Source organism: Caballeronia udeis, assembly GCF_044909315.1.
Taxonomy (GTDB): Bacteria; Pseudomonadota; Gammaproteobacteria; order Burkholderiales; family Burkholderiaceae; genus Caballeronia; species Caballeronia udeis_A.
Genome location: NZ_JBIYEB010000003.1, coordinates 470372 through 482965, shown reverse-complemented (window position 1 = coordinate 482965; position 12594 = coordinate 470372). Strand labels below are relative to the sequence as shown.

The window sequence follows — 12594 nt, the reverse complement described above, 5'->3', positions numbered from 1 at the left end:
TCCTCCACTGTATTTTTGCGTGAGTAATCAGTCATTAAACCGTCGAATTGAGCTGGCAATAAAACGTTGCCCGCCTGATCGACCTGTGAATCAACTATCTGTATTGCAGGCGATACCGCTCCAGAACACCTTGAACCCAATCGTCCGATACTGACCCGCCTCCGCCGGATACTGGGTCATGAAGGCCATTGTGGTTTCAGCCATCGATTTCATGGTTGCTGCAATAAACGCAACCGGATAAGCATGCAGGACGCCCGTTTCGATACTGTGCTGCGCAAGCGCTTCAATCTCGGCAAAGGGTTCATAACCGACCGCCTTTGACTCTTCGCTGACCCTATCCGCCACCGACAACTGGTCGAGTACATTCAGCCGCTGCGGATTCGCGACGCCCCAATCAACAAACGCATCCCACAGATATTCAAGCCTGTCGCGCACGGGTCCCGTCCGGGGAAACCGGGTCATGAGGGCGTCGGCGAGATCGAGCTTGATGGCCCGATAAAGCGCGTTCACCAGTTCGTCCTTCGTGCGGAAGTAAGTGAACAGGGTCCCTTCCGCCACTCCCGCCTGCTTCGATATAGCCGATGTGGGCGCGGCAGCGAGCCCGCGCTGGGCGAAAACCTGTTCTGCGGCAAGCAGCAGCGCGTTGTGTTTGTCGTCGCTTTTGGGTCGAGCCATTGTGCGTGATCGAATCGATTAATGAGTAGATACTCAATTATACCGATTTTTGAGATACCGGCAAAACGATGGCGGGACGAGGGTTTCCAATGCGAAAAAACCTTACAAAACCTGCTTCATGGACCAAAACTTGCGCGTGCTAGCATCCGGCAATTGCATCGGTAAGGGTGACCAGGCGTTGAAGCTCGCCCTCGTCACACCTGGACTCCGCCTCACTTCAGGGATCTCATGAATAACCGTACGGTTCACCAGAACTTCTTCCACCTCTTGCTCTTTGTTGTCACGGTTGCGCTCTGCTGGATCTTGCTGCCGTTCTTCGGCGCGATCTTCTGGGGCACGATCCTCGCGATCCTGTTCCAGCCGTTGCAGCGCTACCTCGCGGCTAAATTCGGCAAGCGGCGTAATCTTGCGGCGTTCGCCACGTTGGGCCTGACGATCGTGATCGTGATCCTGCCGCTCAGCTTCGTTGCGGCCACGCTCGTCCAGGAAATCAGCCTTGCGTACGCCCAGATCAAAGCGGGTCAGCCCAATTTCACGACCTACTTCCAGCAAGCCATTCATGCGCTGCCGGACTCGGTGCAGGCGCTGCTTGGCCGCTTTGGCCTGACCGATATTCCGAGCATCCAGCAACGGCTGACCAACGGCGCCGCCGCGATCAGTCAGTTCGTGGCCTCGCAGGCATTGAGCATTGGCCAGAACACGTTCCAGTTCGTGATCAGCTTCGGCGTGATGATGTACCTCGTGTTTTTCCTGCTGCGCGACGGTGGCGAAATCGGCCGGCGCATTCGCCGCGCACTGCCACTGGACGACGAGCCCAAGCAACACCTGATTGCCAAGTTCACGACCGTCGTCCGGGCAACCGTAAAGGGCAATATCGCGGTGGCAGCCGTCCAGGGTTTCCTCGGCGGCATGATCTTCATGCTGTTGGGCATCCAGGGTTCGCTGCTCTGGGGCGTGCTGATGGCGTTCCTGTCGCTGCTACCGGCTATTGGCGCTGCGCTGGTCTGGGCGCCGGCAGCAGCCTATTTCCTGATCACCGGCGACATCTGGCGCGGCGTGATCCTGATCGTGTTCTGTGTGGTGGTGATCGGCATGGTGGACAACGTGCTGCGCCCTATCCTGGTGGGCAAGGACACGAAAATGCCTGACTGGGTGGTGCTGATTTCCACGCTGGGCGGAATGGGATTGTTCGGGATCAACGGCTTCGTGATTGGACCGCTGATCGCCGCGCTGTTCATGGCGAGTTGGGATCTGTTCACGCAAAACGAAGAAGCCCGAAAGATCGATAAGGTCTAGGAGCTCGCTTCCTGATTAGAAAAACCGGCTCGCTGATTAACTCAGCGAGCCGGTTTTTTTGCCTCAACGAGCGATAACGAATAACTCAGTAAGCCCACCCGGCGAACTCAGCGTTTCTCCGCCCCGGTGTATTTGCAATCGAAGCGCTTTCTCACCGTGCCATTTTCATCGACGCTTTCAAGATACACGTCGAATTGCCACAGCCGTGCCATGTGCTTGAGCACTTCTTCGCTGTCGTTAGTCAAGTGACGGTTATCGGTCATGAAATGGCGTAGCGTCAGGCTGCGATCGCCGCGTGTATTCACCGAATACACCTGGATATTCGGCTCACGATGATGCATGTCGTACTGCCGCGACAAAGCCTGGCGCACATACCGGTATCCGCTTTCGTCATGAATGGCGGACACTTCCAGCGAGTCGCGCATATCGTCGTCGAGAATGGAGAACAGGCGCATTTCGCGAATCAGATGTGGCGATAAATACTGCGCAATAAAACTTTCGTCCTTGAAGTTGCGCATGGCGTAATGCAGCGCTTCAAGCCAGTCGCTGCCGGCAAGCTCCGGAAACCATTCGCGATCCTCATCTGTCGGGTGTTCGCAGATGCGGCGAATATCGCTCATCATGGAAAATCCGAGCGCATACGGGTTGATGCCGCTGTAATACTGCTTGGTCACGGGCGGCTGATACACCACGTTGCTGTGCGAATGCAGGAACTCCATCATGAAACTGTCTTCCAGACGGCCTTCCGCATAAAGCGTATTGAGCAGCGTGTAATGCCAGAACGTGGCCCACCCTTCGTTCATGACCTGCGTTTGCCGCTGCGGATAAAAATACTGACCGACCTTGCGGACAATGCGAATAACCTCGCGTTCCCACGGCTCAAGCAGTGGGGCATTCTTCTCCGCGAAATACAGCAGGTTTTCCTGCGGTTCCGGCGGATATCGGCTTTCAATTTCCTCGGTTGTCGTCGCCTTTTTATTCGGCAGCGTGCGCCAAAGTTCATTCACCTGCGACTGCAAATACGCTTCGCGTTCGCGCCGTGCGGCCATTTCCTTTGCCAGCGATAATTTCTGCGGCCGCTTATACCGGTCCACGCCATAGTTCATCAGCGCGTGGCACGAATCGAGCAGTTCCTCCACCCGGTCAATGCCGTGCCGCTCCTCGCATTCCGCGATGTAATTCTTCGCATAAACAAGGTAATCAACAATAGCGTGCGCGTCCGTCCACAGCCGGAACAGGTAATTGCCCTTGAAAAACGAGTTATGCCCGTACGCCGCATGCGCGATGACGAGCGCCTGCATCGTCATCGTGTTTTCTTCCATCAGGTACGCAATGCACGGATTCGAGTTGATGACGATCTCGTACGCAAGGCCCATCTGGCCGCGCCTGTAGCTCTTCTCGGTGGAGAGGAAGTGCTTGCCGAACGACCAGTGCCGGTAGTTCACCGGCATGCCGACCGACGCGTACGCGTCCATCATCTGCTCGGCGCTGATGAGTTCCAGCTGGATCGGATAGACGTCGAGCCCATACCGCTGTGCGACACGGGAAATCTCGGTGTCGTATTCCTCGATCAGCTCGAAAGTCCAATCCGATGGACACGGCAACGGCCTTTTTTCTGCCACGTTCATGGTGTCTCCTTCCGACGCCGCGCTTTTGCGGGGCCTCCTGGCCTTTTGTGGCGCGCTGTCTTGTGCTGTCAGTTCTTCGCCGGGTTTGAGGTGATACCCACGTGCTTCGTTGTTCAGATGCCGTGTTGTCATGCAGCCGCCTGTTGTTTCTCGAACAATTCGCGAAAGACCGGATAAATATCCGCAGCCGATTCAACCTTCTTCATCGCGAGTTCAGGCGCGCTTTGCGCCAGATGAGCATATTCCACCCAGAGATTCTGCTCTTCGGGCGCTACTTGAATGTAGGCAAAGTATCGCACTTTCGGAAGAATGTCCTCGGAGAGCAGCTTACGGCACTTGGGCGAATCGTCAGTCCAGTTGTCGCCGTCGGACGCCTGCGCGCCGTAGATATTCCATTCGGTGGGCGAATACCGTTCGTCCATGATCTTCTTCATCAACTCGAGCGCGCTGGATACCACCGTACCGCCGCTTTCTGTCGAATGGAAGAAGGTTTCTTCATCCACCTCTTCGGCGCGCGTGTGATGCCGGATGAAGACTACTTCAATCTTTTCGTAGTTCCTGTTCAGGAACAGGTACAAAAGAATGAAAAAACGCTTCGACAGATCCTTGCGCTGCTCGTCCATGGAACCGGACACGTCCATCAGACAAAACATCACAGCCTTACTCGATGGCGTAGGTTGTTTGGTCCGGTTGACGTACCGCAAGTCGAATGGGTCGATGAAAGGAATTCGCGTAATGCGCCCTTTCATGATGACGATATCGGCTTCCAGCCGCGCAATTTCCTCGGCGTCGCCGTTCTCCAGTTGGAGCACTTCCAACTGCCGCTCCATCTCGTGCAACTGGCGCGATAAAGGCGACCCCAGCGCGATCCGCCGCCCGAGCGCACTGCGCAGCGAACGGACGACATCGATATTGTTCGGCGTTCCTTCAGCCGAAAACCCTGCCCGCACGTTTTTCCACGTGGGCACGGCAAGCAGCTGGGTTTTGACGAGGCGCGGCAACTCGAGGTCGTCGAAGAAATACTGCATGAACTCTTCGCGCGACAACTCGAACACGAAGTCGTCCTGCCCTTCGCCTTCGTTGCTCGCGGTCTTGCCGCCACCACCGCCGCCACCATTCGGGCGCGCTATCTTGTCGCCGCGGATGTAGTCAGCGTTACCCGGATGCACGAGCTCACGCTTTCCGCCAGGGCCATGCCGGAACGACGGTTCGGCAATGTCCTTCTTGGGAATCGTGATGCTTTGCGTGCTCTGGATGTCTTTGATGCTGCGGTCTCGAACGGCGTCCGACACCGCACGGCGAATATAGTTTTTGACACGACGCAAAAAGCGTTCGCGGTTGGCAATGCTCTTGTTCTTACCGGCTAACCTGCGGTCGATGATTTGATGCAGCACATCCAGTCTCCCGCGTAATTGGCGAGGAAGCGAAGCGCTGGCGGCCTGAACCGCGCTGCGGCGCAAGGCCGCAAGGCACTCGCCAAGATGTTCGCGTTTCCGCTGGCACCAACGGCCAGCATCACGCGAACCATAAGTCTGAACTACTCAAAACTGACAACACAACTACGATTCAATCACGTTTTTCCGGGCTTCGCTGAGAACTCGTTCATCTCCCTGTGGAAAATGTCCAGATGCAGACCAAAAAACAGATCAAAAAAACGCCGTTGCACCGGGTCACACGACGGCCACATAAAGCCTGCATTACGACGATTTGCGTACCCGCAGATACCAGTCGCAGAGCAGACGCACTTGCTTCGGTGTGTAGCCCTTCGCGACCATCCGGTTAACAAAGTCCTCGTGCTTGCGCTGTTCTTCCGCCGACCCTTTAGCGTTGAACGAGATCACCGGCAGGAGTTCCTCGGTATTCGAGAACATCTTCTTCTCGATCACCACCCGAAGTTTCTCGTAGCTGATCCACGCCGGATTCTTGCCGCCGTTCGCCGCCCGCGCCCGCAGCACGAAATTCACGATCTCGTTGCGGAAGTCCTTCGGGTTGCTGATGCCGGCCGGCTTCTCGATCTTCTCCAGCTCTGCATTCAGCGACGCACGGTCGAAGCTCTCGCCGGTATCGTGATCGCGGAATTCCTGGTCCTGGATCCAGAAATCGGCATACGTCACATAGCGGTCGAAAATGTTTTGCCCGTACTCCGAATACGACTCCAGATACGCGGTCTGAATCTCCTTGCCGATGAACTCGGCATACCGCGACGCCAGCACGTCCTTGATGAACGACAGGTACTTCTGTTCGGTTTCCGGTGGGAATTGCTCGCGTTCGATCTGCTGTTCCAGCACGTACATCAAGTGCACCGGATTGGCCGCAATTTCAGTGGAGTCGAAGTTGAATACCCGTGACAGGATCTTGAACGCGAACCGGGTAGAGACGCCGGTCATGCCTTCATCGACACCTGCAAAATCGCGATACTCCTGGAACGACTTGGCCTTCGGGTCCGTGTCCTTCAGGTTGTCGCCGTCATAGACCTGCATCTTCGAAAAGAGGCTGGAGTTCTCCGGTTCATGAAGGCGCGTCAACACCGCCATCTGCGCCATCATCTTGAGCGTGCCTGGAGCGCATACCGCTTCGGCCAGCGAAGAATTACGCAGCAGCTTCTCGTAGATCTTCATCTCTTCGCTATAGCGCAGGCAGTACGGCACCTTCACCACGAAGATACGATCGAGCAGTGCTTCGTTGTTCTTGTTATTGCGGAACGTCTTCCATTCCGACTCGTTCGAGTGAGCGAGGATCACGCCGTCGAACGGGATCGCACCGAAACCTTCCGTGCCCTTGAAGTTGCCTTCCTGGGTAGCGGTGAGCAGCGGATGCAGCACCTTGATCGGGGCCTTGAACATTTCGACGAACTCAAGCAAGCCCTGGTTCGCAAGACACAATCCACCGGAGTAGCTGTAGGCGTCAGCATCGTCCTGCGAATAGGTTTCGAGCTTGCGGATGTCGACCTTGCCGACCAGTGACGAGATGTCCTGATTGTTCTCATCGCCCGGTTCGGTCTTGGCTATGCCGATCTGGCGAAGGATGGAGGGATAACGGCGAACAATGCGGAACTTGCGGATGTCGCCATTGAATTCGTGAAGGCGCTTCACCGCCCACGGACTCAGGATGTTCTTGAGATAGCGGCGCGGAATGCCATATTGCTCTTCAAGGATAGGACCGTCTTCGTCATAGTCGAACAAGCCCAAAGGAGACTCGTTGACGGGCGAACCCTTGATTGCATAGAAAGGAACACGCTCGGCCAGTTGCTTCAGACGTTCGGCAATGGATGACTTGCCGCCGCCCACAGGTCCGAGCAGATACAGGATCTGCTTCTTCTCTTCCAGCCCCTGGGCTGCATGCCGGAAGTACGACACCACCTGCTCGATCACTTCCTCCATTCCATAGAACTCACGGAATGCCGGATAAACCTTGATCACCTTGTTTGCAAACACACGCGATAAACGCGGGTCGGTGCGCGTGTCGACTGACTCCGGTTCCCCGATAGCCGCCAACATCCGTTCGCCCGCAGTTGCATACGTTGCAGGATCGTCTTTGCAGAGCGCGAGATACTCTTCGAGCGAGAATTCCTCCTCGCGGGTCTTTTCGAAGCGGGTCGCGAAACTGCTGTAGATATCCATGCTACCTCCTCGCCGAAGTCAGAAAGCAATGCGTGCGCGGCGCGCCTAATCAGAACAACATCGCTTCAGTTCATCCTAAACCTATTCGAATTTTTTTTCATGCAAATGCGTTGTTGATTTGCTTCGAAGTATTCCTAGCTGGTTGGAATATTTTCGTTCACCTACAATCATCATCCCGACTCGCGAAACGTTTTCCGCATTGGCTGCATAGCCTTGCTGTACAAGCCCCGGACCCATGCGACATGCTGGCAGCTGAATACCCCGGCTGCTGCTGCCGGCGGTCCAGCATTGCCCGCGGTTATACATTGAGCGTTTATGCCGCTCATATGCCGCGTGTACCCTGTCCCCATGTTGCGCCCATGCCGAGTTGTCTCTGTGTTGTCCCCCGCTCATCCACATGCTCATCCACATGTTATCCACTGGTTATCCCACAGCGGTTATCCCCTACACCCTATACGGCCCGCAGCATCGGAACGATGCAAGAACCGGTGCGTTTTTTTTTGACATCGACTCTCCAGTGCCATTGAACTGCCGGCGCTCATCCGCCATGTCTCTCCCCTACTAAACGATGCGCACCGGCATCCGTTGACCGGTTATACCCGCTAAGTGGAGATGGATTTAAAAGGTAAAAAAGGCACGCTGACGAGTGCCTTTTTTTGATGTAACCGGCGCGCATGAATGGTTTTTGCGCCGCTGTCACCGTGCGCCGAAATGCCGCGAAAATGTCATTCCAGCGTCAGTTCGATCTCACCTACGCGGTCAATCCGGCCGCTGACCACGCTTGGGCCCTCGACCCGCCGTGCACCCGTGTAGGAGCCGGTGGTGATGGTCCAGAACGGCTGGACCGTGTGACCGTGAGCGCTGCAATGATTGACGAACCACACCAGCAGTTCGCGAGGATCTCCTGCCGGATTACCGGTGCTGGGCGGCACGATCGATACGCCGTCGACGGACAGTTCGAGCAGCGGTGAAAGGAAATCGAAGTTTGGGGCGATCACGTCGTACGGCTCCATCTTGCCAACCACCAGCGCGCCATTGTTCTGCGAATCGGCAAGTTGTGCCAGCGTTGCCAGGTTCGGCCATTGCGCGAAGCGGCTATCGACCACCTCCAGCGCCACGCCCATGCCGCCCAGCGCCGCGAACACTTCGCTGCGGCTGTAAGGTTCGCTACGGGGCGGCAATGCGTACGAAAAACGAAACGCGATCTCCAGTTCGATCAGCACGCGAAAAAATGACGCGTGCGCAATGCGCGCGGGCGATGTGTGGACGAGTTCCGCATCGATAGGCGCCGTGTTCGCCGGCGCGCCGGGCGCACGTGCGCCGACCTTCCAGGCGCCGATCCGCGCACCGCAGAGAGTCAGGACTTCGTGCTGGATGGCGTAAGCCGCTGCGTCGTCGGCAGGGATATCGGCTGACTCGAGGTCTTCTATCAGCGTGCGCTGGCGGCGAGCCTGAACGAGTTGCGCGGCAAGGGTGGATACGGTCATGGCGAGCGTCCTGTGGTGGGCATCGAAAACGCGTTCTAATCCCGTGAAGGATGAACGAAGTGCGCTCAGTGTACGGGGAAGTTGTCCTCGATCGCGAGTTCGGGTCTGGACAGTGAGGGTTATGAGGCAGCGATTGCCCGGCGGTTCTTGTGTTGACGGACGGTGGGCCCAAGCCCGGGACCGCCAGCGAATCGGACCCTCAAATGGGGCCCTCATCGTGCCCAGAAAGGGGGACGTCTCTTTGGGATGCGTCAATTCTCAACCCGGTCAATCGGTAAGGATGAGGCGGCAGTGAAAGCGCGATCAATAAAAAAACACGCTCAACGAACCCGGTTCGCGGAGCGTGTTCGACTCAATGGACCTGCGCAGCCGATCAGAAGGTTTGCCAATCTCCGGTGGCCGCAGCGGCCGCCGGCCTTGTTGTAACAGGCGCTTTAGCCGATGCCGTTACCGGTGCGACGCGTCGCGGTCTTGCCGGAACGGCCAGGCGCGACTTAGCCGCCGCGGATGATCCGGCCTTTACGGCGATGCGGCTGACACCTGCGTCGAGCGAACCGTCGTCATCGAGTTGAAACACCGCCACCGCTTGCCGCAACTTCGCTGCCTGATCCTCCAGCGATTGCGCCGCAGCCGCGGCTTCCTCCACCAGTGCCGCGTTCTGCTGCGTCACTTCGTCCATCTGCGTGACCGCGCGCGCCACTTGCTCAATACCGCTGCTCTGTTCCTGCGACGCTGCCGCGATCTCGCCCATGATGTCTGTCACGCGTTGCACCGCGCCGATGATTTCGGTCATCGTGCGGCCGGCTTCATCGACCAGCGAGGTCCCCGACTGTACGCGCTCAACCGAGGTATCGATAAGACCCTTGATCTCCTTCGCGGCCGCCGACGAACGTTGCGCGAGGTTACGCACTTCCCCTGCCACGACGGCGAAACCGCGCCCCTCTTCACCGGCCCGCGCAGCTTCCACGGCCGCGTTCAGCGCGAGGATATTGGTCTGGAACGCAATCCCTTCGATGATCGTAATAATGTCCGCGATCTTCGCCGAACTCTGGTTGATGTCGCCCATGGTGTTGACCACCTGCGCCACCACGCGGCTGCCCTTGTTCGCGATCTCCGACGCGTTGGCCGCAAGCGAACTGGCTTGCCGGGCGTTATCGGCGTTCTGCTTCACGGTGCCGGTCAGCTCGTCCATGCTCGACGCGGTTTCCTGCAGCGCCGACGCCTGCTCTTCCGTGCGCGACGACAAGTCGATATTGCCCGCCGCAATCTGCTTGGTCGCCGTCGCGATGGATTCGCTGCCCGAGCGCACGCTGCGCACCGTGCCGACGAGACTGGCCTGCATCCGGGCGAGGCCTTGCATCAGGAGCCCCATTTCGTCGCGTGAAGTGGGGACGACCTTGCCGCGCAGATCGCCGGCGGCGATTGCTTCGAAATGCTCGAGTGCTTCGTCCAGCGGCCGGCCGATCGCGCGGCGCAATGAGAACCACGAAAACGCCGCGGCGCCGAGGCCGGCCACGATGGCGATCAGGCTCAGCATGCGAAACGTCGCGGCGGCCGACTGGGCAGCGTCGTAGCCCTGACTGGCGCCGTCGAACTGGAATTTGCGCAGCGCGTCGTTGGCCGCCGAAAGTTCGCCGTAAGCGACCTGCATCGCCTTGGCTGTCTCTATGATCCGCGCCTGGTCATTGGCCTTGACGGCTTCATAACCGCTGTCGATCACCTTTTGCAGCGCGAGACGCTTGGCGTTGGAGGTGTCGGCGAGTTGCTTTTCGTTCGCGTCCTGCGGCAACTCGGTGTACTTTTTCCAGTAATCGTTGGCACGGCCACGCATCATGCCGCCGCGTTCGATGGTCGCCGCTACCTCCGGCGTTCCGGCAAGAAACGCCGCCCTGTCGAATATGAGCCGTTCCCGAGCGGTATAAAGCTCCGCGTTGCTGACGGCGTTGGCGCTAGGCATCTGGTTTTGAAATGTGTCGCGATAGGCCTGGTTCGCCTGATTCATCCCGTAGAGCCCTAGTCCGCCAATAGCCATCAGAAGCAGTGCCAGAAATGCCATTGCCAGACCGAGACGCGCCTTGATCGTTAAATTCATGTTCATGATTTCCTCGGAGCTGCTGATAAAGATTGCCGGCACGACGCGGTCCTGGAATCGCGATTTCAGAGCAAGACCAGATTCGCCTGCTTGGACATCTTTTACGGCGTGCGAACGATGCACTTGAGGAAATTCATGAAATGTTATTTCGTCTAATGATTTACCCTAAGAACTTTAGATACGTATCTTTAAGCAATTAAGCGCATTAATGCGATTGTTGTAAATGTTCCAGGGTTAATCGGGCCGGAGCGTCGTTCGCGCCTGGCAGGCGGATGTGAGAGTTGATTCGAAAGGCGGCGGGCGGAAGGGAAATGACGATGCAGCCGGACGCGGTGGTCCGTTTGAATTGAAGCGCTTCTGACGTTTAAAAGCGTTGTTACCGCGAGTGGTTCACCCGCGTCCGGGCGCCGGAAAGCGGGGTTCTGCCGATGGCCGGCAAAACCCCGGATGCGCGCCCTCCGCCTGTTTCAGGCGTTTTGGGTATTGCCGTGATCCTGCGCCACGTGATGCGGAGCAGCAGAGCCTGCAGCCGCATCTTTCCGATACGCCTGCGGCAACACTTCCGGTACGACCGCCGTCGATTCACGCAGGATCATGTGCGGCGTCACCACGCGCCGCCGCGTGGTCGCCGGCACCTTGCCCGCGATCCGGTCGATCAGCGTCTGCGCGGCCAACTCGCCGAGTTCGCGCACCGACTGCCCGACCGTCGACAGCGCGGGATAGGTGTATCGGCTCAATTCGATATCGTCGAAACCGATGATCGAGCAATCACGCGGCACGTTGATGCCCCGCTCCGCCGCCGCTCGTAACGCACCCACGCCCATCATGTCGTTGCACGCGAAAATGCCGGTGGGCTTGAGGGTATCGAAAAGCTGGGACGCCGCCTCGTAACCGCCGGTCGCCGAAAACGCGCTCTGCTGGATGGCGTTCGGTTCGATCTCGATGCCGCGCTCCGCCATCGCGCGGATAAACCCGTGGACGCGCATTGCACTGACCGCCGTGGCAATCGGGCCGGTAATGCAGCCTACCCGCGAGTGCCCGAGTTGCAGCAAGTGGCGCGTGGCCAGATAACCGCCCTTCTCGTGGTCGATCTGCACCAGATCCGCCGATACCCCTTCAATATTCCGGTCCAGGATCACCAGTGGCTCACGTGAACCAGCCAGGCTTTGCGCCAGCACCGCATCTTCCCCCGCCGACGCGATCACCAGGCCGTCAATGCGTTTTTCCTGCAGCACACGCAAGTAGCTGCGCTGCTTCGCGGGGTCGTCGTCGGAATTGCAGAAGAACATGCAGTAGCCGTTCTTCGCACACCCGTCTTCCACGCCGCGCGCCAGTTCGGCGAAGTACGGATTGGTGGCGTTGGGCACCAGCAAGCCGATGGTGAGCGTGTTTCGCGCCTTGAGCGAACGCGCCACTGCCGAGGGCACGTAATCAAGTTCCAGGATTGCGCGCTCCACCTTCAGCCGCACTTCAGCCGACACTGGCCGCGAGTTGTTCACAACATGAGACACCGTTGTGAACGATACGCCCGCAATGGCTGCTACATCTTTGATCGTCGCCATACTTGGTCCTTCTCTCTGACTTGGTCCTGCTTCTTGCTCTTCTTGGTTGGCCCCCGCAACTGCGTCCCATCGCGCCACCCTCTGGGCCAGCGCTCCCGCGGTTGCCTGCTTGGTCTTGCTGTTCCACCACGTGCCTGTTTGCGGCCGTCATGACTGCCATTGCTGCCATTACGACCGCTATTACGACGGTTCAGCCAGCGTTTCCCCGCGCCGGCTTTCATGCCTCGCAGACAC

At 58.0% G+C, this 12594-nt stretch carries 8 protein-coding genes; 1 reads left to right on the top strand and 7 read right to left on the bottom strand.

Annotation, left to right across the window (positions count from 1 at the left end; translation table 11 throughout):
* Positions 1-90: 90 nt before the first annotated feature.
* Positions 91-675: a TetR/AcrR family transcriptional regulator gene (locus tag ABH944_RS07325; RefSeq protein WP_404604769.1), complete on the bottom strand. Its 585-nt coding sequence runs from the start codon at positions 673-675 to the stop codon at positions 91-93.
* Positions 676-903: 228 nt separating this feature from the next.
* On the opposite strand from ABH944_RS07325, the gene ABH944_RS07320 reads away from it, so the two are divergent.
* Positions 904-1971 carry an AI-2E family transporter gene (locus tag ABH944_RS07320; protein WP_404604771.1) on the top strand — a complete coding sequence of 356 codons (1068 nt, stop codon included), beginning with the start codon at positions 904-906 and terminating at the stop codon, positions 1969-1971.
* A 107-nt stretch (positions 1972-2078) separates the two neighbouring features.
* Here ABH944_RS07320 and ABH944_RS07315 read toward each other — a convergent pair whose 3' ends face one another.
* The 6 genes from ABH944_RS07315 to ABH944_RS07290 form a co-directional block, all read right to left on the bottom strand.
* On the bottom strand, positions 2079-3731 hold the full coding sequence (locus ABH944_RS07315) for a SpoVR family protein (protein WP_404604772.1): 1653 nt from the start codon (positions 3729-3731) through the stop codon (positions 2079-2081).
* On the bottom strand, positions 3728-4993 hold the full coding sequence (locus ABH944_RS07310; RefSeq protein ID WP_404604774.1) for a YeaH/YhbH family protein: 1266 nt from the start codon (positions 4991-4993) through the stop codon (positions 3728-3730). The genes ABH944_RS07315 and ABH944_RS07310 overlap by 4 nt, the downstream gene beginning before the upstream one ends.
* A 303-nt stretch (positions 4994-5296) precedes the next feature.
* On the bottom strand, positions 5297-7219 hold the full coding sequence (locus tag ABH944_RS07305) for a PrkA family serine protein kinase (RefSeq protein WP_165090741.1): 1923 nt from the start codon (positions 7217-7219) through the stop codon (positions 5297-5299).
* Between the two features lie 725 nt (positions 7220-7944).
* A complete protein-coding gene (locus ABH944_RS07300) occupies positions 7945-8706 on the bottom strand; it encodes a hydratase (protein WP_404604775.1) in 762 nt (253 codons plus the stop codon).
* 373 nt (positions 8707-9079) lie between these two features.
* Positions 9080-10804 carry a methyl-accepting chemotaxis protein gene (locus ABH944_RS07295; protein WP_404604776.1) on the bottom strand — a complete coding sequence of 575 codons (1725 nt, stop codon included), beginning with the start codon at positions 10802-10804 and terminating at the stop codon, positions 9080-9082.
* 461 nt (positions 10805-11265) lie between these two features.
* On the bottom strand, positions 11266-12360 hold the full coding sequence (locus ABH944_RS07290; RefSeq protein WP_404604778.1) for a LacI family DNA-binding transcriptional regulator: 1095 nt from the start codon (positions 12358-12360) through the stop codon (positions 11266-11268).
* Positions 12361-12594: the final 234 nt, after the last annotated feature.

Bases quoted from the DNA above. Each gene is read 5' to 3' on its own strand.
- ABH944_RS07325 (WP_404604769.1), bottom strand. From the start codon at position 675: ATGGCTCGACCCAAAAGCGACGACAAACACAACGCGCTGCTGCTTGCC.
- ABH944_RS07320 (WP_404604771.1), top strand. From the start codon at position 904: ATGAATAACCGTACGGTTCACCAGAACTTCTTCCACCTCTTGCTCTTT.
- ABH944_RS07315 (WP_404604772.1), bottom strand. From the start codon at position 3,731: ATGACAACACGGCATCTGAACAACGAAGCACGTGGGTATCACCTCAAA.
- ABH944_RS07305 (WP_165090741.1), bottom strand. From the start codon at position 7,219: ATGGATATCTACAGCAGTTTCGCGACCCGCTTCGAAAAGACCCGCGAG.
- ABH944_RS07300 (WP_404604775.1), bottom strand. From the start codon at position 8,706: ATGACCGTATCCACCCTTGCCGCGCAACTCGTTCAGGCTCGCCGCCAG.
- ABH944_RS07295 (WP_404604776.1), bottom strand. From the start codon at position 10,804: ATGAACATGAATTTAACGATCAAGGCGCGTCTCGGTCTGGCAATGGCA.
- ABH944_RS07290 (WP_404604778.1), bottom strand. From the start codon at position 12,360: ATGGCGACGATCAAAGATGTAGCAGCCATTGCGGGCGTATCGTTCACA.